Genomic DNA, 19,811 nt, shown 5'->3' with positions numbered 1-19,811 from the left:
CATAAATTATGCTGCACAAGGAAAAAGCGTTGGCGTATTTTGAAAACAATTTCAATTGTTCGCAAGCTGTGTTCGCTTCGTTTGCAACGGAAATGGGTGTCAGCGAAGAACTGGCTTTAAAACTGGGCACGGAATTCGGCGGCGGTGCTCGCTGCGGGCAGCTGTGCGGGGCCGTATCGGGGGCTTTATTGGTCTTGGGGTTAAAATACGGTCATTACGAAGCGGAAAACGGCGATCAGAAATCGAAAGCCTACGCTTTGGCCGTCGACTTCAACAAACGGTTTTGCAGTAAACATAAATCCGTCGTGTGTAAAGAATTACTGGGGTATGATGTGTCCGATCCTGAAGATATGGCCATTATAAAAGAAAAAGGATTGTTCGGTACGAAATGTCCGCAGTGCATCGCCGATGCGGTGGACATCGTTGAACGGATATGCAGCGAGAATAGATAAGGAGCTGTCCATTATGGGATTATTCGGTAAAAAAAAATCCCGCTGCGGTAGCGGTAGCGGCTGTGATTGCGGTAGCGGAAAGGCGGAAACTGCCGTGACGAAGAAAAAAGCGGAAACGGTCGGGGCAAGCGTAAAAATTCTGGGTTCCGGCTGTGCAAAATGCAATCAGCTTGAAGCGAATACGGTGGAAGCGCTTAAAATTCTCGGAATGGATACGGCGATTGAACACGTTACCGATTTCGGGCAGATCGCGGCGTACGGTGTCATGAGTACGCCGGCACTCGTGGTCGACGGCAAAGTCGTTGCGTACGGTACGGTGTGCAGCACCGACGACGTGGTGAAAATCCTGCAAAAAGTCAGCGGATGACCGGCGTATGGATAAACTGAAAGTTGCGTTCGTTTGCGTACATAATTCCTGCCGAAGTCAAATTGCCGAAGCGCTCGGCAACCGTTTGGCCGGCGACGGATTTGAATTTCATTCTGCGGGAACGGAACCCGCCGTGCGAATCAATCAGGATGCCGTCAGGCTTATGAAAGAATTGTACGGCATAGACATGGAAAAAACGCAACATTCCAAATCGCTTGCCGATATACCTCCCGTGGATATCGTCGTTACCATGGGATGCAGCGTTCAGTGCCCTTTTCTGCCGTGCAGACATCGCGAAGACTGGGGGCTCGACGATCCGACCGGAAAAAGTGACGAAGCGTTTAAGAAAATTATCAGAACGATAGAGCAAAACGTATTACAGTTACGGCGGCAGGGCGCCGCGAGTTGTGTGAAACGTGAAGTGCGCTGAATTCCCGGACTCTTTCCCTGCCGTGCAGTACCCCTCTTGCAGACAACTGGTATATATGTTAGTACAGTGCATATGAATATGAACGTAATACTCCGCGCCGTTGCGTACGCAGCGTACGCAGCGCTACTCGTAAGCTGGCCGCTGCGGCTGAAAAAACTTCGCCGTAAGGCCGGCGCTCCGGTGCTCCCGCTCAAACGGAAGCAAAATGCGCTGATGTACGCGGTACTCGTCTGCGCGCCGCTTTTAATCGTACTGCAAACAGTGCGCGATTTCGGCCTGCCGGTGAACGCCGTGTTGTGCGGCTGCGCACTGTTCGGGGCTGAAGTCGTTATTCGCGACCGCATTTTGGGCGGAATGGCGGGCGTGTATGAACACGCGCTCGTTGCCGACGGGCGCTTTTTTTTGCTGAGCGACATTACGGCGCTTCCGACGCTTTCGTATGAAGACGGTTCCGAGCAGGAATCGCTGTACGCACGTTCTTTGAAAGTCGTAACGCGCACATCGGGCGTCGTGTTTATCGGATTTGCCGATGAAAACGAGCGTAACGCTGCCGTTGACGTTCTGGTGAAGCTGAAACCGGAATTGAAATCCTGAAAAGGTAAAACTAGTATACAAAAAAAGCGATAAAAAGGGATTCGGCGTATTGACAAATTGCGGGGGGGGGGGGGGGTATTCTTACGCATGATGCAGATTCTGCGCCGTATCGTAGTTTTTGCAGATAAGCTGTAATATAAGGGGGACTTTATGAAAAAATCGTTACAGACAACCTTACTGGGCGGATTCGGCATCCTTATCGTCATTATTGTGGCAGCCGCGGGGTTTTCGTTTTACAATATGTCGAAAATGAACGCCGCAACTGCGGTCATAACGAAAAAAAATCTGCCGGCCGTGCTGTTTGCGGGTCTGATAAACAACGATATATCACAGTACCGTGCCAATGAATTTTGGCACATCGTTTCCGAATCGGCGGAAGAAATGGCGACGGTTGACGCGCTGCTGGAACAGGCGAAAACGCAGATTACGGAAGAATTCGGGTCTTATGAACAGGCCAGCGTGGATTCCGGCGACGACGAACTGATGCGGGAACTGCTGCAGCTGTGGAACCGGTATTTGGTGATCAGCAAGCAGCAGCTTGATTTCAGTCGTGTCGGAAACAGAAGCGCCGCCATGACGCTTTCGCTCGGTGAATCCCTGTCGTTGTATAATACGATTTCGGACAAATGTCTGGAATTGGTCAAGTATAATGAAGCGGAATCCGTTGCGGTGGAACAAGCCGCCGGCGCCGTGTACCGGCAAAGTACGGGGCTGCTGCTTGCGGTCGTGATCTTCGCGATTGCAGCCGGGCTGATCATTGCGCTTTCGATCAGCAATTCAATCGTTAGCTGCGTCAGTACCGTTCAGGCCGGCATCGAAAGCCTTGCGGAGGGTGATTTGCTGCTTGAGCATTTGACACTCGAACGCCGGCAGAAGGTTCTGAGCCGACGGGACGAGTTGGGGCGGATGGGGAGCGCACTCGATACCATGGTGGGAAATCTGACCAGTATCATCACGAACATCAATTCGATTTCGTCGCAGGTTTCGGAAGGAGCGCGGTAGATCAGTTCCACCAGTCAGCAGGTTTCCGCAGGTGCGTCCGAGCAGGCGGCTTCAACGGAGGAAATGTCTTCGACTATGGAAGAAATGGCCGCGAATATTCGGCAGAGTACCGACAACGCCGTTAAAACGGGCAGCATTGCAAAAAAATCCGTTGAAGACAGTAAAGCCGGCGGACAATCCGTTCAGGAATCGGTTACCGATATTACCGATATTTCGGCGAAGATCGGCATTATCAACGATATCGCCAGTCAGACGAATCTGCTCGCGCTGAACGCGGCGATCGAAGCCGCCCGTGCCGGAGAGGCCGGCAAAGGTTTTGCCGTCGTGGCGAGTGAAGTACGGAAGCTTGCCGAGCGGAGTCAGCACGCCGCGGCCGAGATAAGCGAGCTGTCCGTAAAAACGGTCGGTTCCGCGCAAACTGCGGGAACCATTATCAATCAAGTGGTTCCCGGTATAGAAGAAACCGCGTCTCTGGTTGATGAAATCGTTGCGGCGAGCAAAGAGCAGGATTCCGGTGCCCAGCAGGTAAATAAGGCCATTATGCAGTTGAATACGGTCGTTCAACAGAACGCCTCCGCTTCCGAAGAACTGGCCGCTATGGCGGAGGAACTGTCGGGTTTTGCGGAAAATCTGATGGAAACGATCAGGTTTTTCAAGATTAAGGAATCGGCGGCCGGGGCACAAAAACGGCCGCCGGCTGCGGTGCAAAAACGGGCGGCGGCCGTGCCGGCTTCTGCGATTACGACTGCGGCTGTGAAAACTTCCGCGGAACCGGTCGGTAAAACCGCTCCGAAACCGCTGCTGAAGCCTGCGGTAAAGTCCGCGTCGGGAACGGTCGCATCGGCCTTGTCCGATTCCGATTTTGAAGAATTCTAGCGGTTTCTCCGCATGAAAGGGATACGCGTTTCCGGGGTTCCCGGGCGCGTATCGGCTCCGTTTGAAAAAAAAGCCCGGCGCCGTCCGTTCGGAATACCGAATGAACGTAACGCCGGGCTTAATATATATGGAAGGGAAAGAGTTTCAATACCGTGCTGCTGTATTCATGCTGCAAATCTGCCGGCCCGCATCCGCGGCTTTCCCCTGAATAAGAAAAGGACTGACAAGAAGTGGAACTCCTTTCCAGTCCTTTCCAAAGGCGCCAATCAGAATCGAACTGATGCATAACGGTTTTGCAGACCGCTCCCTTACCACTTGGGCATGGCGCCGTAACGGGTATATCTTATCAGAAAACGGAACTTGTGTCTAGAGGCCGGCAGTTTAATACAGTCGCACGCGCAGGGTATGCGGAACTCGGTTTGTGCGGAGACCTCGCGCCGGTTTTCCACTGGTATCTTATGGGGAAAATCGGTATACTGTACGGCATGGAAAGTACTCGGTACGATTTTATCATTATCGGAGCGGGTGTCGCGGGGCTTACCGCCGCGCAGTACGGCGCCCGTTCCAATTTGAAAACGCTTGTCCTTGAAAACGTAAGTTCCGGCGGGCAAGCTTTGAATATCATGCATTTGGAAAATTATCCGGGCCTGTATCCGGGAATACCGGGCAGCGAATTTATCGGAAAAATGGAAGCTCAGGCGAAGGATTTCGGCGCGGTCATGCAAAAAACGCAAGTGCTCTCCGTCGATAAAGTAGGCCCGCTTTTTACCGTGAAAACCGCAGATCAGACGTTTTCGTCCGAGGCGCTGCTGTTGGCGACCGGAGCATATCCGCGGAAATTGGGGATTCCCGGTGAAGATACGTTCGCCGGCCGCGGCGTGTCGTACTGTGCGACGTGCGACGGTCCGTTTTTTCGCAATAAACGCGTCGTCGTAGTCGGCGGCGGAGATTCGGCGTGCGACGAGGCGACGTATTTGTCTACGCTTGCCGCCGAAGTAACGCTCGTACACCGCCGCGCTCAGCTGCGCGCGCAGAAAGCCGTAGCCGAGCGCGTACTCCGTAATCCGAAAATCACCGTCCGCTTCAACACCGTCGTAAAAGAGATCCGCGGTACGCAGGCCGTCGAATCGCTGCTGCTAGAGGACACCGGAACCGGTCTGACAAGCGAAGCCGCCGCGGACGGCGTTTTCATCTTTGCAGGTTCCGTTCCCCGTACGGAGTTGGTGCCGGTGTTGCCGCACGACGACGGCGGATTTATCCTGACGGACGACCGCATGGCGACGCCGATTCCGGGACTGTTCTGCGCCGGCGACGTCCGCTCCAAACAGTTCCGGCAAGTGGTAACCGCCGCTGCGGAAGGCGCGCTCGCCGCCCATTCGGCCGAAAAGTATGTCAGGGACGCGCGGAGCGAGGCGTATCGGTAAATGGCAAAATTGCAGATTGTGCGCGGGCGTGCCGGGCGCGGCCGTTTTTTGGGGAGCGCCGCGCGGACGGCAGCGGCCGTTTTTCTATCCGTATGCTTCTCGTTTTTTGCCGGTGCGCAGGCCCCTTCCGCGCAATCTGCCGCTGCGCCGATTGAAGCGGCTCTGCCCGAACGGATTACGTTCTGGAGCGATTATCCGGCGGACGTGCTTGCGGATACGCTCGTTTCGCGCATGAGCGACGAAGAACTGCTTGCGCAGATTTTCATGTTCGGCTGGGCGGGACAGGAACCGTCCGAGCTTTTGAACCGCTGGGTGGTGGAGCGCGGACTGGGCAGTGTGAAAGTATTCGGCTGGAACACGGACAACACGACGCTCGTTGCGGAATCCGTTGTCAGTTTACAACAGAAATCCCAACAGCGCAGATTCCAAATCCCGCTGTTCGTCGCGACCGATCAGGAAGGCGGCTGGATTCGGCACGTGAAAGGCGAAACGAGCGACACGCCGGGAAACCTTGCAATCGGTGCTTCAGGATATGCGGCGGACGCTTGGTTCAGCGGCTATTACATCAGCCGGGAATTGCGTGCGCTCGGAATCAATATGAATTTTGCGCCGACGGTCGATTTGTATACGAATCACGATTCCAGCGTCATCGGTCCGCGTTCGTTCGGCGAAGACGGTGATTCGGTGGGCGTGCTGGGCGCGGCTTTTACCGCGGGATCTTTGGCGGCCGGAGTCATTCCGACGGCGAAGCATTTTCCCGGTCACGGCGACACCGGCGTCGATTCCCATGGAAATCTGCCGGTTATTTCTATCGATCTCGACACGCTGCTGAATCGGGAATTGGTGCCGTTCAAATATCTGATCGCGGAAAAAATTCCCGCGATTATGTCCGGTCATTTGAGTTTTCCGCAGATCGTTCCGAACGGCGAGCCGGCGTCGCTTTCAAAGGTATTCCTGACGGATATTCTGCGAACCAAGCTCGGCTACGAGGGGCTGATCATTACCGACGACATGATGATGAACGGCGCTACGATGTACGCGGGGAATCTTTCGTCCGCGTTCAGAATGGCGATTGAAGCCGGAAACGATATCATTATTTCGTCTACGACGGCTCAGTTGAACGAAGCGCTGTGGCGCTCCAATCTGGAACTGATGAAGACGTCCGCGGCGTTTAAAGCGCGCGTTGCCGACGCTGCCCGGCGGGTCATTCATGCCAAATTGGTTTATTTCAAAAGCGGTACGGCCGTTCCGCTGTATCCCGACGTGTCGAAAATAGCGGAATCGATTCCCGATCCCGACGGGGCGGATTTTTTTCTGTCTCAGGCGTGCCGGTCGATCTCCGTATTCAAGGGCGGCAGCGTTCCGTATGCGCCTGCTGCGGGCGAGCGTATCCTGCTGGCCGGGCAGAAGCAGTTCCCTTCGTTTTTTTCGGAAGCAAAACTGCGTTATCCCGACGCAAAATTCGTGCAGTTCAATTACGCGATGGGGCCGAACGAGACGGAATGGATGTCCGATTACCTTGCCGGTTTTGCGAAGGATTTCGACACCGTGATTATCTGCGTTGCAGACGCGGCGAGCGCGGCGGTTGCCGAGCGGCTGCGGCAGCTTGACGTCAAGACGATCGTTATATCGGTCTTGGCGCCGTTTCCCGCGATGAAATGCGATTGGGCCGATACCGTTCTGCTGGCGTACAGTTATTCGCCGTATTCGTTCGCCGCAGTGTTCGGCCTGCTTGCCGGTGAATTCAGCGCGCGCGGAACGCTGCCGCTTTCTCCGTAACGGCGGCGCGATATGTATGTTGTTGCCGCTTCAGCAGTGCCTCCGGAGCAGGTGCGGGCGTTTCTTTCCCTGCACGAACCTTTTTGCGTGCAATTAACGGAACGTTTTTCCGAAAGCGACGCGCGGTCGTATTGTTTGATAGCAGACCGGCGAGTGTGCGGCGTCGTATTCGTTTCAAAAGCGGGGCTCATGCTGCATTGTTTTCCGCCGGAACTTTCGGCTGATTTTTGCCGGAACGCGGCGCACGTCTTGCGCTGTCTGTTTACCGATCGGAGCGTGTACTGTATCAGCGGCGCCGCCGCCGGTACCGGAATCCTTATGCGTGCGGCCGCGGAGTCGGGCGCGCAGCCCGTTCCCGCCGAAGTCAGGTCGTACGTGCTGATGTCGTACGGGGCGTCGCCGGTATGCCCGGCGGCGGAAACGCCGACGACGGAAATGCCGACGACGGTGCGATTTTCGGAAACGCTGCCGGCTTCTGAACGAATCGAGGCGCCGCGTCCGCCGGAAGCCTTGCCTGCTGCCGGACAATCGGCGCCGCGGCTGCCGGAAGCCTTGTCTGCTGCCGGACAATCGGCGCCGCGGCTGCCGAAAATACTGCCGATTACCGAATCGTCTATCGCCGAACTGCCGGTGATTCAGTGTTCCGCCGCCGACGAAGACCTGCTGTATCCGCTGCAGCGCGCCTACGATATCGTCGAAGTGCTGCCGGAAGGCAGGCCGTTCAGCGAATTGCCGTGCCGAGGCGCGCTGCGGAAAGCGCTCGCCCGCCGCCGTGTGTTCGGCGTCGGTTTGCCGGGCGGTGCGGGTTTTGCGGCGAAAGCTTCCGTGAGTGCGGTGTCGGCAAAGTGTGTGCAGATCGGCGGTGTGTTTACGGTCCCCGAACACCGCAACAAAGGGTTGGCGGCGCGACTGGTCCGGTATATAGCGGAAAACGCGGCGCGTGGCGGGCAGCAGGCGGTTCTGTTCGTTAAAATCGGGAACGGCGCCGCTCGCGCCGCTTACGCAAAAGCCGGATTTACCGAATGCGGTTCGTATACGATTGCATATTACGCGGTGTAGTGCGTATCAGCGCGATACGCTTTGCCGTTCGGATCCCGGTTCGGCCCCGGCGAGCGGCTGTTACGATTCCTGTATTTCGTATGCGGCCGGTATGGACGGGCTTTGTTTCCAGTTTTCACTGAACAGGGTAAAATCCGCGACGGTCAGCGGGCGGGAATAAATATAGCCTTGAATGATATCGCAGCGGACGTTCTGCAGAAAATGCGCTTGGGAGGTCGTTTCAATGCCTTCGGCAACGACTTTCATGCCCAGCTGTTTTGCCAGCGCGATGACGGACGCAATGATCCGGTGGTTGCGGTTTTCCTTTTGGGAATCGTTTCTGAAAAAAGCTTTATCCAATTTCAGCACGTCTGCCGGAATGTCCGCCAGTGCGTTCAGCGACGAATACCCGCTGCCGAAGTCGTCTATTGAGCAGCTGAAACCTGCCGCGTGGATTTTATTGATAACGTCGGCAATAATAGCGGACTGCTGGAACGCCATCGATTCGGTTATTTCAAATTCAAGCAGCTGGGACGGAATATCGTATTTGTTCCTAATAACGATGAATTTCTGCAAAAAATCGGGATCGAACAGATGTGCGCGCGACAAATTAACCGAAATATGCAGCACCGCTGCGTTTTCGTCAATTTGCCGGCGCAGAAACGAACACGCCTGCTCGAAAATGTACAGGTCGATCATCGTTATGAATCCGTTGCGCTCGAATACCGGAATGAATTTATCCGGCGGAAGAAGCCCGTACGAAGGATTTTCCCAACGGACGAGCGCCTCGGCTCCCGCAATCTTACCGGTTTGGATATTGATTTTGGGCTGTAAATACATTTTAAATTCCCGATTTCTGAGCGCCTGTTCCATTGAATTTTCAAATTCACGTTCGGTGTTTTGGCGCAGCAATTCCGCATCGTTATAAAACTCGTAAGCAAAGAGCGTTGCCCGCTGTTTTTCTTTTGCCAATTTGCGGGCGATGTTGCTGCGGTCTCTGATCGCCATAAAACTCAGGCCGGAATCGCTTATCATGTAAAGGCCGGCTTTTATGCGCAGAAAATATTTGTTTTTGCGCGTTTCGTTGAATTTATTCAGTGCGGCGGAAAATTCCGTCAGCATTTTTTTGATTTGCGCTTCGCTTACGGTGGGCATCAGTACGTTGAAAACATCCGCGTTTACGCGGCACATGATCGTTTCATCGTTCAGAAATGTTGACAGAACCGAATGGGTGTACATGAGCGTTGCGTTGCCGCCGCCTCCGCCGTTGATGTCGTTTATCAGCTTGAATCCGCAGATATCCAGCGATAAAAACGTATACGTTCCCGGAAGCGCTTCGGTAATCCGTTTGCGGGCGAGCTGTTCGAATTTCATGCAGCTTATACCGCCGGTAATCGGATCGACGAACAGTGCGGTTTCGAGCTCTTTGCGGTATTTCCGGTTGTGCTTCATAAAGAGGGCCGCGGTCGTCGTGAACAGCACGATAATGATAAAGCTGAAGGCGGCGGAATTGGTTATTTGCTGAAAAATGCGTTCCTGCGTGGCTTCAACCGGCAGTATGGAAAAAAGATACCAGTCGTCTGCTTCCACGGGAATGTAATAGAGCACCTTTTCTTTTCCGCCCGGAAAGCGGTAGTACAGAAATCCCGGCAGCATGTTTTCCATATTTCGCTGCATTTTTTCCAGAGAGTAATCTCTGGTAACGGTTCCCTCTTTTTTCATATGATCGAAGAAATTCGATTGCGTCTGCTCGGAATTGCTGTTTTCGGAGGTCAGAATCAGATTACCGTGCGAGTCGACGATATGCGAAAAGCCCTGCCCGTTGAACGTGTCTATCAGCAGAAAGCTGCTTAAAAAGGTTACCGGGCTGCTTCCCATGAGAATACCGCTCCGGTTTCCGCCGATAGACGCGGGCACCGCCGCAACGATCGACGGCATATGCGTAACGGGGGAGTCCTCAACGTAAAATACGGCCGACCGGCCGGAAAATACGTTTTCATGTTCCGGCGTTATCGGAATGTTCAGCCGTTTTCCCGATACCGACTGCGCGCTGCCGTCGCGCTGCATCCAGGTGATATCTTTGAAGGTGTTGTCGGTGTCGGCCTGCCGGACGAACTCCAGCAGTTCCTGCGGCGAATTCATTTGCAGTGCGGCCAGCGCCGACACTTCCATGTTGTGCAGGACGCTGTGCAGTCGGGTTTGTATTGCCGTTACGGTTACCTGAGCGACGGACGCGACGGAACTTTCCGTTTCGGACTTCAGAATGGTTCTGTTGGAAATGAAATAAAGTGTCAGTAATCCCGCCAGCAGGAGAACGAATAGGAAGATGATGATTGCAAACAGGTACGGCTTTGTGCTATTCGTATTCGAACGGTTCATTTATTCAGTATACCGCATAAAGGTCGAATACGCAAATTTTTTTAAGTTTTTACGGGTTGCGGGATTACGCGTTCGCTGGTATACTGAACGTATATTTAAATAATTTTAACAGGGGTAATATTGTGAACTCGAGAATGGTAAGCGTTCTGGCAGCTTTCGTCTGCTATCTTTCCGTAATGGTCATGATCGGCTGGCGTTATATGAAGAAAAATTCCAGTTCCGGCGATTTCTTTTTGGGCGGCCGCAAGGTGGGGCCGTGGATGACGGCTTTAAGTGCCGAAGCTTCGGACATGTCCGGCTGGCTTTTGATGGGGCTGCCCGGCGTTGCGTATCTGGGCGGTATGAAAGAAGCGTTTTGGACTGCCGTCGGTTTGATTATCGGAACGTACTTGAATTGGCTGCTCGTTGCGAAACGGCTGCGCAAATATACGATTCATACGAACGACGCGATCACGATTCCCGAATTCTTCACCAACCGTTTTAAAGATTCAAAGCGGCTGATTTCCGCGGTGTCGGTCGTTTTCATTTTGATTTTCTTTACCATTTATACCGCGTCCGGTTTTGTCGCGTGCGCGAAACTGTTCAATTCCGTTTTCAATATTCCGTATCTGCCGGCGCTGCTGCTGGGGATCGCGGTCATTTTGGCGTATACGCTGCTCGGCGGATATCTTGCCGTCTGCGCGACCGACTTCGTCCAGGGAACGCTGATGTTCGTTTCGCTGGTGGTTACCGCGATTATCATGGTCGTGTCGTTGGGCGGGCCGGCAGAAGCCGCCGTAAAGCTGAGTGAATTCGGTACGAACTTTTTAAATCCGTTCGTTGCCGGCGGTTCGTTCGGTACGATGAGTATCGTTTCGGCGTTGGCGTGGGGGCTCGGCTATTTCGGGATGCCGCACATTTTGGTTCGATTCATGGGGCTGCGTTCAAACGCGGACGTAAAAGTGTCGCGCCGGATCGCCATGATATGGGTCGTTATCGCGTTCGCCGCCGCGCTGCTCGTGGGTGCGTTCGGCCGCGCGTATCTGCTTCCGGCGGAACTTTCCGCCGGGGCTGCGGACACGGTGTTTATCGAGGCGATTAAAAAAACGTATCCGGCGTTTATCGGCGGACTGTTTTTGTGCGGTATTCTGGCGGCGGCGATGAGTACGGCCGATTCCCAACTTTTGGTCGCGTCTTCGGCGTTTTCGCGCGATATTTTCAAGGGGTTCATCAAAAAGGATGCCGGAGAAAAAACGACGCTGCTTGTCAGCCGGATAACCGTCGTGGCCGTGGCCGCCGTTGCGTTCTGTATTTCGCTGAATCCGAACAGTTCGATTTTCGGTTTGGTAAGCTACGCCTGGGCCGGGTTCGGTGCGACGTTCGGTCCGTTGGTGCTGCTGTCGCTGTTTTGGCGGGGCACAACGCGGAACGGTGCGCTTGCGGGACTGATTTCCGGCGGTATTACGGTGCTGTTGTGGAAGCCGCTTTCCGGCGGAATTTTCGATTTGTATGAAATCGTTCCCGGATTTTTGGTGTGTCTGACAGTTGCGGTCGTCGTCAGTCTTTTGGATAAAAACAAAAATTCCGAAATACTCGCCGAATTCGACGCGTATAAGAAATTGGAAGATTAAATTCCGTGTGCCGGCGAAAACGCCGGCATCGTTTAAAATGAAAACCGGCAGCGGAACTTTTCAAAAAAGTTCTCATTGCCGGTTTTTTTGTGCAAGCCGCTGCCTGGAACCGAATCGCCGGTTTTTTTGTGCAAGCCGCTGCCCGGAACCGAACCGCCGGTTTTTTTGTGCAAACCGCTGCCCGGAACCGAACCGCCGGTTTTTTTGTGCAAGCAGCTGCCTGAAACCGAACCGCCGCCGTGCAAATGTTTAGTTCCAGACGCAGCAACGGCTTGATTCCGAACGCGGAGAAGCTGCGGAAACTGTTGAACGTTTCCCGCAGCTGCCCGTCAGTTTACCGTTACTTTTTTCAGTTTCCAGATATCGCGCACGTAATCTTCAATCGTGCGGTCGGAACTGAATTTGCCTGAACGGGCAATGTTCAGGATCGCTTTCTTTGCCCAAGCGGCGGAATCGGTATACGCTTCCGCCACCTGTTCCTGCGCCGCCGCATACGCGTCGAAATCCGCCAGTACGTAATACACGTCCGGGCGCTGCCCTTCTATTCCGTATACCAGCGAGTCGTACAGCTCTTTGAACAGCTGATGGGTCGGATCGTAAGTTCCGTCTATGAGCTGGTTCATGACTTTTGCCAAGTGCGGATTGCGTTCAAGATATTTCTGCGGATTATAACTGTGTTCTTTTTCTATCTTGAGTATCTCGTCGGCCGTCAGACCGAAGATGAACGCGTTTTCATTGCCGGCTTCTTCTACGATTTCAATATTCGCACCGTCGAGCGTTCCCAGCGTGAGCGCGCCGTTTATCATGAACTTCATGTTTCCGGTACCGGACGCTTCTTTTCCGGCGGTTGAAATCTGTTCGGATACGTCGGACGCGGGAAACAGTTTTTCAGCCACGCTGACGCGGTAATTTTCAACGAATACGACGCGCAGTTTTCCGCGGACGCGGCGGTCGTTGTTGATGCGCTCGGCGACCGTGTTGATCAGTTTTATGATCGATTTCGCGCGGCGGTAACCGGACGCAGCCTTCGCGCCGAAAATGTACGTACGCGCCGGCGGATTGAAAGACGGATCTTCCAAAATGCGGTTGTACAAGTACATGATGTGCAGTACGTTCAGCAGCTGCCGTTTGTATTCGTGCAGACGCTTGATCTGAACGTCGAAGATCGAGTCCGGATCAAGGAATTCGTTTTGGGTTACTTTTAAATAGTCGGCAAGGCGTTCCTTGTTGCGGCGTTTGATAGCCAAAAAGTCTTTCTGAACGGCGGAATCGTCGGCAAATTTTTCGAGCTGTTTGAGTTTCGACAGGTCTTTTTCCCAGCCGTGTCCGATTTTCTGCGTGATAAAGTTCGCCAGTTCGGGATTCGCGCTGAGCAGCCAGCGGCGCTGCGTAACGCCGTTCGTTTTGTTGTTGAATTTCTTCGGATATAATTCCGCCCAATCTTTGAGTTCCTGCGTTTTGAGCAGCTCGGTGTGGAGCGCCGCGACGCCGTTCACGCTGAACGAGCCGTGGATGGCGAGCCATGCCATGTGAATCATCCCGTTGGCGATGATGGACATACGGTTCTGCTTTGCGTAGTCGGCCGGATATTTGCCGCGCAATTCGATCAGGAAGCGGCGGTTGATTTCTTCGACGATCTGATAAATACGGGGCAGCAGTCCCTGAAAAATGTCGATCGGCCACTTTTCGAGCGCTTCGGCAAGAATCGTGTGATTTGTATATGCGAACGTTTTGGCCACGATGCCCCAGGAATCTTCCCAACCCATGCCGTATTCGTCCATCAGGATGCGCATCAGTTCGGGAATGGCGACGACCGGATGCGTGTCGTTCAGCTGGATAACGTGCAGTTCCGGAAATTTGGAGAAATCGGTTCCGTGATTATGTACGAAATGCCGGATCAGATCCTGCAAACTTGCGGACGTGAAAAAATATTGCTGCTTGAGCCGCAGCGCTTTGCCGCTGGGACCGGAATCGTTCGGGTACAGAACGCGGGAAATGTTTTCGGCGCTGTTCTGCCGTTCGACGGCGCGGTTGTATTCCATATTATTGAACAGTTGCAGGTCGAATCCGTTCGGGGAAGACGCCTGCCACAGGCGCAGCGTGTTTACCGTATTCGTGTCGTAGCCGACGATCGGCATGTCGAAGGGAATCGCCGTTACGTTTTCCGCGTTTTCAACGTAAAAGCAATCGCGTCCGTTTTCACCTTTGCGGACGGCGACGCGGCCGCCGAATTTAACGGTGACTGCCAAGTCGCTGCGTTTGATTTCCCACGGATCGCGGTGTTTCAGCCAGTTGTCGGGATATTCGACTTGGTAGCCGTTTTCAATGTGCTGCTCGAACATGCCGTATTCATAGCGGATTCCGTATCCGTGTCCCGGGTAGTCGAGCGTTGCGAGCGAGTCGAGGAAACAGGCGGCGAGCCGGCCGAGTCCGCCGTTGCCGAGACCGGCGTCCGGTTCTTCGTCTTCAAGCAGATTGTAATCGATGTTCATTTCCTTGAGAACTTCGGCAACGCTGTCGCGGATGAGTGCGTTGATCAGGTTGTTTCCCAAAGCGCGTCCCATAAGGAATTCCGCGGACAAATAATAGACTTGACGGGTCGGCTTTTTGTCGTACTGGCGGCGGGTTTCCATCCAGTTGTTCATTATCAGTTCAAGCGCGGATGCGGAAACTGCGTCGAAAAGATCGTGCCGGTTTGCCTGCGTTATGTCTTTTCCGTACTGACGTTTCAGGCGTTCCGTCAGGGCTTCTTTAAATTGCTGTGCGTCAAACTTCATTTGGGCTCCCTTTACTTTATGCGTTATCCGTTTTATAAACAAAACACACGAATTGCAGAATCATTGAAATTATGATAAACGCAAAACAGAATATCTGTCAAGGTGAATGTAAACCGATTTAGTAATTATTTCCCTAAAAGCACCGCCATCGTTCGTGCCGGAAGGATATAAGTTTTCTGTTCTTCCAGCAATTCTTCGCTGCCGTGATCCGTAAAATCGTTGGGAGCGGGAACCGACGTGTCGATAAAGCGATACCATTTTTTGCCTTTATTCAAAGACGGCGTTTTGACCGTCATATCCGTTGCACCGGTGTTGCACATGATGAAAAAATCGTTGTCGTCCCGGTCGGCAAAAATTTCGGCTTTGCTGCCGTCCAATCGGAACGCCAGAAAATGATTCAGTTGGGACCAGTCGGGTGTTTTTCCGTCGGAGGCGAACCAGTTGATGTCGGGCAGTAAATTCGCCGAGTGATCCTGTCCCTCGAAAAAATCCGGACGGCGGAATACCGGATGCGTCAGCCGGGTGTGGATTGCTTTGCGGAGAAACGTTACGATTTCCGCGTACGTTTCCTGGTTCGTCCAGTTGAGCCAGGACAGTTCGTTGTCCTGACAGTACGCGTTGTTGTTGCCGCCTTGCGTTCGCCGGAATTCATCGCCGGACAGGAGCATCGGCGTTCCCTGCGACAGCAGCAGCGTGAGCAGCATGTTTTTTACCTGCCGCGTCCGAATTCCTTCTATCGCTTTATTGGCGGTGGGGCCTTCGTACCCGTAATTGTAGCTGGAATTGTTGTCCGAACCGTCGCGGTTGTGTTCGCCGTTTTCTTCGTTGTGCTTTCCGTTGTAGGAGACGAGGTCGTTCAGTGTGAACCCGTCGTGGCTGGTGATAAAATTGACCGAATGATACGGTTTACGGCCGTCGTCCTGATACAAGTCGGCGCTGCCGGTCATGCGCGTGGCGGCGGCCGTACACAGAAAATCGTCTCCCCGCCAGAACCGGCGGATTTCGTCGCGGAACCGGTCGTTCCATTCCGCCCATCTGCCGCCGGGAAACGTACCCACCTGATACGCACCGCCGGCGTCCCAGGCTTCGGCGATAATTTTGGTTCGGCCTAAAATCGGGTCTTCGGCAATACGTTCCAGAACCGGCGGTTCTTTTATCAGATTGCCGTTCCGGTCGCGGCCGAGGATGGACGCCAAGTCGAATCTGAACCCGTCTACGTGCATTTCGATCACCCAATACCGCAGACAGTCGATGATAAAGCTGCGCACGACCGGATGATTGCAGTTGACCGTGTTTCCGCAGCCCGAAAAGTTTTTATAATACTGTTTGTGTTTATCTTCCAATATGTAATAAATGGAATTGTCGAATCCGCGGAAATTGAGCGTCAATCCGTGTTCGTTGCCTTCTGCCGTATGATTGAACACGATGTCAAGGATAACTTCAAGCCCGTTTTTATGCATTTCACGGACCATTTCCTTGAATTCGCGAACGGCACCGCCGGGTGTCCGATCGGCGGCGTACGACGTTTTGGGAGCAAAAAACGAAATGGTGCTGTAGCCCCAGTGATTTTTGAGCCGTTTACCGGTACGGGGATTCGTATTGGCGTTTTCAAATTCGTCGAATTCCTGTATGGGCATCAATTCCACGCTCGTGATGCCGAGCGACTTCAAATACGGGATTTTTTCCGTCATGCCGCGGTACGTTCCCGGATGCGCGACTGCGGACGTGGGACTGGCGGTGAATCCTTTCAGGTGCGTTTCGTACAGCACGCAGTTTTTCAGTTTATAGTTGAGCGGCTGGTCGCCCTGCCAGTCGAAGTCCGCGTCGTCAATGACGATGCATTTGGGAAAATGCCGCGCCGAACGCCGTTTGCCGAATTCGACGTCCAGTTTGTCGATCGGAGCGGCGTAGTCCTTCGGCAGGTTGGCGAATATGGACATGTCGGTGAGCGCTTTTGCATACGGATCGAGCAGGTAATGGTTCTTGTTGAATCGGTGTCCGTTTTCGGGAGCGAACGGACCGTCCACGCGGTATAAATACAGCGCTCCCGTTTCCACCCCTTCAAGACGGACGTGCCACATGTCTCCCGTGCGGTTGACCACCGGATCGAACTCGTATGAAAAATACGGTTCGCTGTCTTCCGGCTTTTTAAAGATATCGAGAATGACGGAGGTTCCGTTGCGTGAAAAAACGCTGAAATTGATCCCGTCCCGTACGGGAGTCGCGCCGTACGGCATCGGACGTCCGGGATGAACTTTGATAGAATCCATAATGTATTTATTATAGCATATCGCAAACGGTGTTGCTATACGGGAAACGGAGATTCTTCCGGCCGTTCGGACCGGTAGCCGGAGAGCCCCGTTTTCCGGTATACTGGCAGCCTATGGATGATACTGAAAAAAAGAACGGCGTGCTGCCGGAATGCGGCACTTTGCCGGAAAATGGCGTTTTGCCGGAATGCGGCACTTTGCCGGAATGCGGCGCTTCGGACGTGCCGGTGAAAACGGCCGTCGTTGCGATCGTCGGCCGCCCGTCGGTCGGAAAATCGACCTTCCTGAACACTGCGAGCGGTGAAAAAATCTCGATCGTGTCTCCGGTGCCGCAGACGACGCGAAACGCCGTGCGCGGCATCGTCAACACGTCGCTCGGTCAGCTGGTGTTCGTGGATACGCCCGGATATCACGATTCGGATAAAAAACTGAACGTCAAGCTGAAGGGAATCGCCGCCGAGCAGCTGTCGAGTGCGGACGCCGTTCTGTACATGATAGACGCCGCGCGTGCCGTCGGTACGGAAGAACGCCTGACTGCCGAATTGGTAGCGCCGTTCGCGGATAAAACCGTCGTTGCGGTCAATAAAATCGATTTGAACGAAGCAAACCCTGCTGCCGCCCGTTCGTTCGCTGCTTCCGCGCTGCCGTCGGTTCCGGCCGGACGCGTGTTCGACATATCGGCGGAAAAGGACACCAACGTAAACGACGTGCTTCGCGCGCTGTACGACATCGCGCCGGAAGCCGAACCGCTGTACCCTGAAGAATTCTACACCGATCAGGAAGTCGATTTCCGTATTGCGGAAATAATCCGCGAACAGGCGATCAATCGGCTGCGCGACGAACTGCCGCACGCGATCTACGTGGATATTTCGGATATGGAATGGCGCCGCGAAGGCAAGGAGTTATGGGTTCGCGCGTTTTTGTGCGTGGAGCGCGAAAGTCAGAAAGGTATGGTTATCGGTAAAGGCGCGGCCATGATAAAGACGATCCGCGTCGAATCTATCAAAACGCTGCGCAAAATATTTCCGTATCGGGTAGATCTTGATTTACAGGTAAAAGTGAACAAAAATTGGCGGCAAAAAGATCCGATTTTGAATAAACTGCTCAAATAACGGCCGTAAAGGAACAAAGAGGCGATTCGTATGAAAATGAATAAGAAAAAGAACGGCGGTTCTCCGAAGTTTTCTCCGTCCGGTTCCGGGCGGAGCGGACTGCCGTTTCGCATCGTGCTGCCGTTCGTCATCGTTTTCGGATGCACGGTGCTGATCGCGCTGCTCGTTCCGCGCAAAAGCGTCGTTCAGTCGATTGTAACGGCGCTCGTGCCGCTCGTTTGTCTGATTTTTGTGTACGTTTCGCTGCGGCGCGCCGCGGCGCGGGCAGGCAAAACGCTGGCGGAGGGATTTACCGAACGGACCGAAACGTCCGAGGCCAGCGCTTTGGTTTTGCGGAAACTGCTCGCCTGTTCCAAGCTGACCGTCCTTTCTTCAATATACACGGACGTCGTGCTGCTGAAAAAATCGCGTTTGTGGGGATTGTCCAAGACGTACGGTATTTACCGCTACATCGGCGAACTGGAAGCGGGAATTCCCGATATGCAAAACGCGCGGTTTACCGTCGACGCCGACGCGCACCGCGTGTACGTCGACGTTCTGCCGCCCGAAATCCTGCATCATTCCGTGAAAAAAATCGAAAAATTCGACGAACACTCGAGCCTTTTCTGTAAAATCAACAATTCGGAAGTATTCGACGAAATCGACGCGCGGAAAAAAGCTTCGGAGGCGCTGCTCGTTGAACACGGTTTTTTGACGGAAGCAGCCGATCGGGCTGAAACCGTCGTTACTCAATTACTCGCCGCACTCGGATATGGCGGGTTCGACGTCGTTTTCCGTACGGTAAAAAAACTGCGGCCGGATATTGCCGAGCCGCTTCCCGAACGCAGCGTTTTATACGAAACGCCGGCGGCTGCCGGCAGCGCTCCCTGTCCCGACGAATGCCCGCGTTCCAACGGGCATCTGCGTTCCGCCGAATAAGTTCCGCCGCATAAGCGCCGCCTGAGCTGAGCGGTAGGTATCCGGATGCCGGTTGCATCCGGCGGCGGTCAGCGTTCGCGTACGGTTCCGGTTCCGTCGGCGACGAAAATCATCGGCTTTTTCTTGGTAAAAAAAACGTTGTCCAGGACGCCGGTGATACGGTTTACGGCGTCTTCCATCGCCGCGGCGTCGACCGGGTTTTGCCACTGCACGTCCAGAATCAGGTTGCCGTTATCGGTTACGACGGGCCCCGCTTTGCGGATGCCTTCGCGGAGCGTACAGGCGGCGCCGAGCTGTTCCAGTTCCCGTACGATTGATACGCGCGCTTCGGCGATTATTTCAACCGGAAGGGCGAATCCCGTTCCGAGCGAAGCAACTTCTTTCGAGCTGTCGGCCACGACGGCAAAGTGCGCGGCGTTATACGCGACGATTTTTTCACGCAGCAGCGCGGCGCCGCCGCCTTTTATCAGATAACCTTCGGGGCTTATTTCATCCGCGCCGTCGATTGCAAGGTCGAGTTTTCCGCCGATTTCTTTTGCATTCAGCGAATAAACGGGTATGTCGAGCTGTTCGCAGGCGATCGTCGTTTGAAAACTGGTCGCGACCGCTTTTATTCCGGACAGCGTTCCGTCGGCAATCCGGCGGGCAAGCCGTTCTACCGCGGGCAGCGCCGTCGAGCCGGTTCCGAGACCTATTTTCATTCCGGAAAAAATGAGTTTTCTTTCTATTAATATATCGATTGCGGTCGCACCTGCCAATTTTTTCTGTTCGGCTTGAGTCATA

At 54.0% G+C, this 19,811-nt stretch carries 16 protein-coding genes and 1 tRNA gene; 12 read left to right on the top strand and 5 right to left on the bottom strand.

What is annotated here, in order from left to right; genetic code table 11:
* Window positions 1–8: 8 nt before the first annotated feature.
* From TREBR_RS11420 to TREBR_RS13875, 6 genes are all read left to right on the top strand, one after another.
* Window positions 9–452, top strand: coding sequence for a C-GCAxxG-C-C family protein (locus tag TREBR_RS11420; protein ID WP_013759324.1), 444 nt, complete (start codon window positions 9–11; stop codon window positions 450–452).
* 94 nt (window positions 453–546) lie between these two features.
* Window positions 547–819, top strand: a complete 273-nt coding sequence (locus TREBR_RS11415; RefSeq protein ID WP_245523717.1) for a thioredoxin family protein — start codon at window positions 547–549, stop codon at window positions 817–819.
* A 7-nt stretch (window positions 820–826) separates the two neighbouring features.
* Entirely contained in the window at window positions 827–1,249 is a 423-nt protein-coding gene (locus TREBR_RS11410; protein WP_013759322.1) for an arsenate reductase ArsC, read from the top strand.
* A 78-nt stretch (window positions 1,250–1,327) separates the two neighbouring features.
* The gene (locus tag TREBR_RS11405) at window positions 1,328–1,843 is read left to right on the top strand and encodes a hypothetical protein (RefSeq protein ID WP_156786666.1); all 516 of its coding nucleotides are present in this window, start codon (window positions 1,328–1,330) and stop codon (window positions 1,841–1,843) included.
* Window positions 1,844–1,993: 150 nt separating this feature from the next.
* Entirely contained in the window at window positions 1,994–2,845 is an 852-nt protein-coding gene (locus TREBR_RS13880; protein WP_052296190.1) for an MCP four helix bundle domain-containing protein, read from the top strand.
* A 75-nt stretch (window positions 2,846–2,920) separates the two neighbouring features.
* Window positions 2,921–3,721 carry a methyl-accepting chemotaxis protein gene (locus TREBR_RS13875; RefSeq protein ID WP_052296189.1) on the top strand — a complete coding sequence of 267 codons (801 nt, stop codon included), beginning with the start codon at window positions 2,921–2,923 and terminating at the stop codon, window positions 3,719–3,721.
* A gap of 257 nt (window positions 3,722–3,978) precedes the next feature.
* Here TREBR_RS13875 and TREBR_RS11395 read toward each other — a convergent pair.
* A tRNA-Cys gene (locus TREBR_RS11395) sits at window positions 3,979–4,050 on the bottom strand.
* A 156-nt stretch (window positions 4,051–4,206) separates the two neighbouring features.
* Between TREBR_RS11395 and trxB the strand changes: the two genes are divergently transcribed.
* Genes trxB through TREBR_RS11380 form a run of 3 tightly spaced genes read left to right on the top strand, consistent with a single transcriptional unit; the run spans window position 4,207 to window position 7,983 of the window.
* Window positions 4,207–5,145, top strand: coding sequence for a thioredoxin-disulfide reductase (trxB, locus tag TREBR_RS11390; protein ID WP_013759320.1), 939 nt, complete (start codon window positions 4,207–4,209; stop codon window positions 5,143–5,145).
* Window positions 5,146–6,924: a glycoside hydrolase family 3 protein gene (locus TREBR_RS11385; RefSeq protein ID WP_013759319.1), complete on the top strand. Its 1,779-nt coding sequence runs from the start codon at window positions 5,146–5,148 to the stop codon at window positions 6,922–6,924.
* A 12-nt stretch (window positions 6,925–6,936) separates the two neighbouring features.
* A complete protein-coding gene (locus TREBR_RS11380; RefSeq protein WP_013759318.1) occupies window positions 6,937–7,983 on the top strand; it encodes a GNAT family N-acetyltransferase in 1,047 nt (348 codons plus the stop codon).
* A gap of 60 nt (window positions 7,984–8,043) precedes the next feature.
* On the opposite strand, the gene TREBR_RS11375 is transcribed toward TREBR_RS11380, so the two are convergent.
* Entirely contained in the window at window positions 8,044–10,341 is a 2,298-nt protein-coding gene (locus TREBR_RS11375) for a bifunctional diguanylate cyclase/phosphodiesterase (protein WP_013759317.1), read from the bottom strand.
* Window positions 10,342–10,463: 122 nt separating this feature from the next.
* Here TREBR_RS11375 and putP point away from each other — a divergent pair, with 122 nt between their 5' ends.
* Complete coding sequence (gene putP / locus TREBR_RS11370) at window positions 10,464–11,951, top strand: sodium/proline symporter PutP (protein ID WP_245523716.1); 1,488 nt, start codon at window positions 10,464–10,466, stop codon at window positions 11,949–11,951.
* A 329-nt stretch (window positions 11,952–12,280) separates the two neighbouring features.
* On the opposite strand, the gene TREBR_RS11360 is transcribed toward putP, so the two are convergent.
* Entirely contained in the window at window positions 12,281–14,728 is a 2,448-nt protein-coding gene (locus TREBR_RS11360) for a glycogen/starch/alpha-glucan phosphorylase (RefSeq protein ID WP_013759315.1), read from the bottom strand.
* A gap of 125 nt (window positions 14,729–14,853) precedes the next feature.
* Complete coding sequence (glgX, locus tag TREBR_RS11355; protein WP_013759314.1) at window positions 14,854–16,998, bottom strand: glycogen debranching protein GlgX; 2,145 nt, start codon at window positions 16,996–16,998, stop codon at window positions 14,854–14,856.
* Between the two features lie 227 nt (window positions 16,999–17,225).
* Between glgX and era the strand changes: the two genes are divergently transcribed.
* Together era and TREBR_RS11345 are read left to right on the top strand one after the other, a co-directional pair.
* Window positions 17,226–18,110 carry a GTPase Era gene (gene era / locus TREBR_RS11350; RefSeq protein WP_041610870.1) on the top strand — a complete coding sequence of 295 codons (885 nt, stop codon included), beginning with the start codon at window positions 17,226–17,228 and terminating at the stop codon, window positions 18,108–18,110.
* 30 nt (window positions 18,111–18,140) lie between these two features.
* Window positions 18,141–19,028 carry a DUF4230 domain-containing protein gene (locus TREBR_RS11345; protein ID WP_013759312.1) on the top strand — a complete coding sequence of 296 codons (888 nt, stop codon included), beginning with the start codon at window positions 18,141–18,143 and terminating at the stop codon, window positions 19,026–19,028.
* Between the two features lie 68 nt (window positions 19,029–19,096).
* Here TREBR_RS11345 and rpiA read toward each other — a convergent pair whose 3' ends face one another.
* On the bottom strand, window positions 19,097–19,810 hold the full coding sequence (gene rpiA / locus TREBR_RS11340; RefSeq protein WP_156786744.1) for a ribose-5-phosphate isomerase RpiA: 714 nt from the start codon (window positions 19,808–19,810) through the stop codon (window positions 19,097–19,099).
* Between the last annotated feature and the right edge of the window lies 1 nt (window position 19,811).

The sequence above is a fragment of the Treponema brennaborense DSM 12168 genome (assembly GCF_000212415.1).
GTDB classification, from domain to species: Bacteria; Spirochaetota; Spirochaetia; order Treponematales; family Treponemataceae; genus Treponema_F; species Treponema_F brennaborense.
Note: the sequence above shows the minus strand (reverse complement) of the source record. Positions and strands in the feature narration are given on the sequence as shown.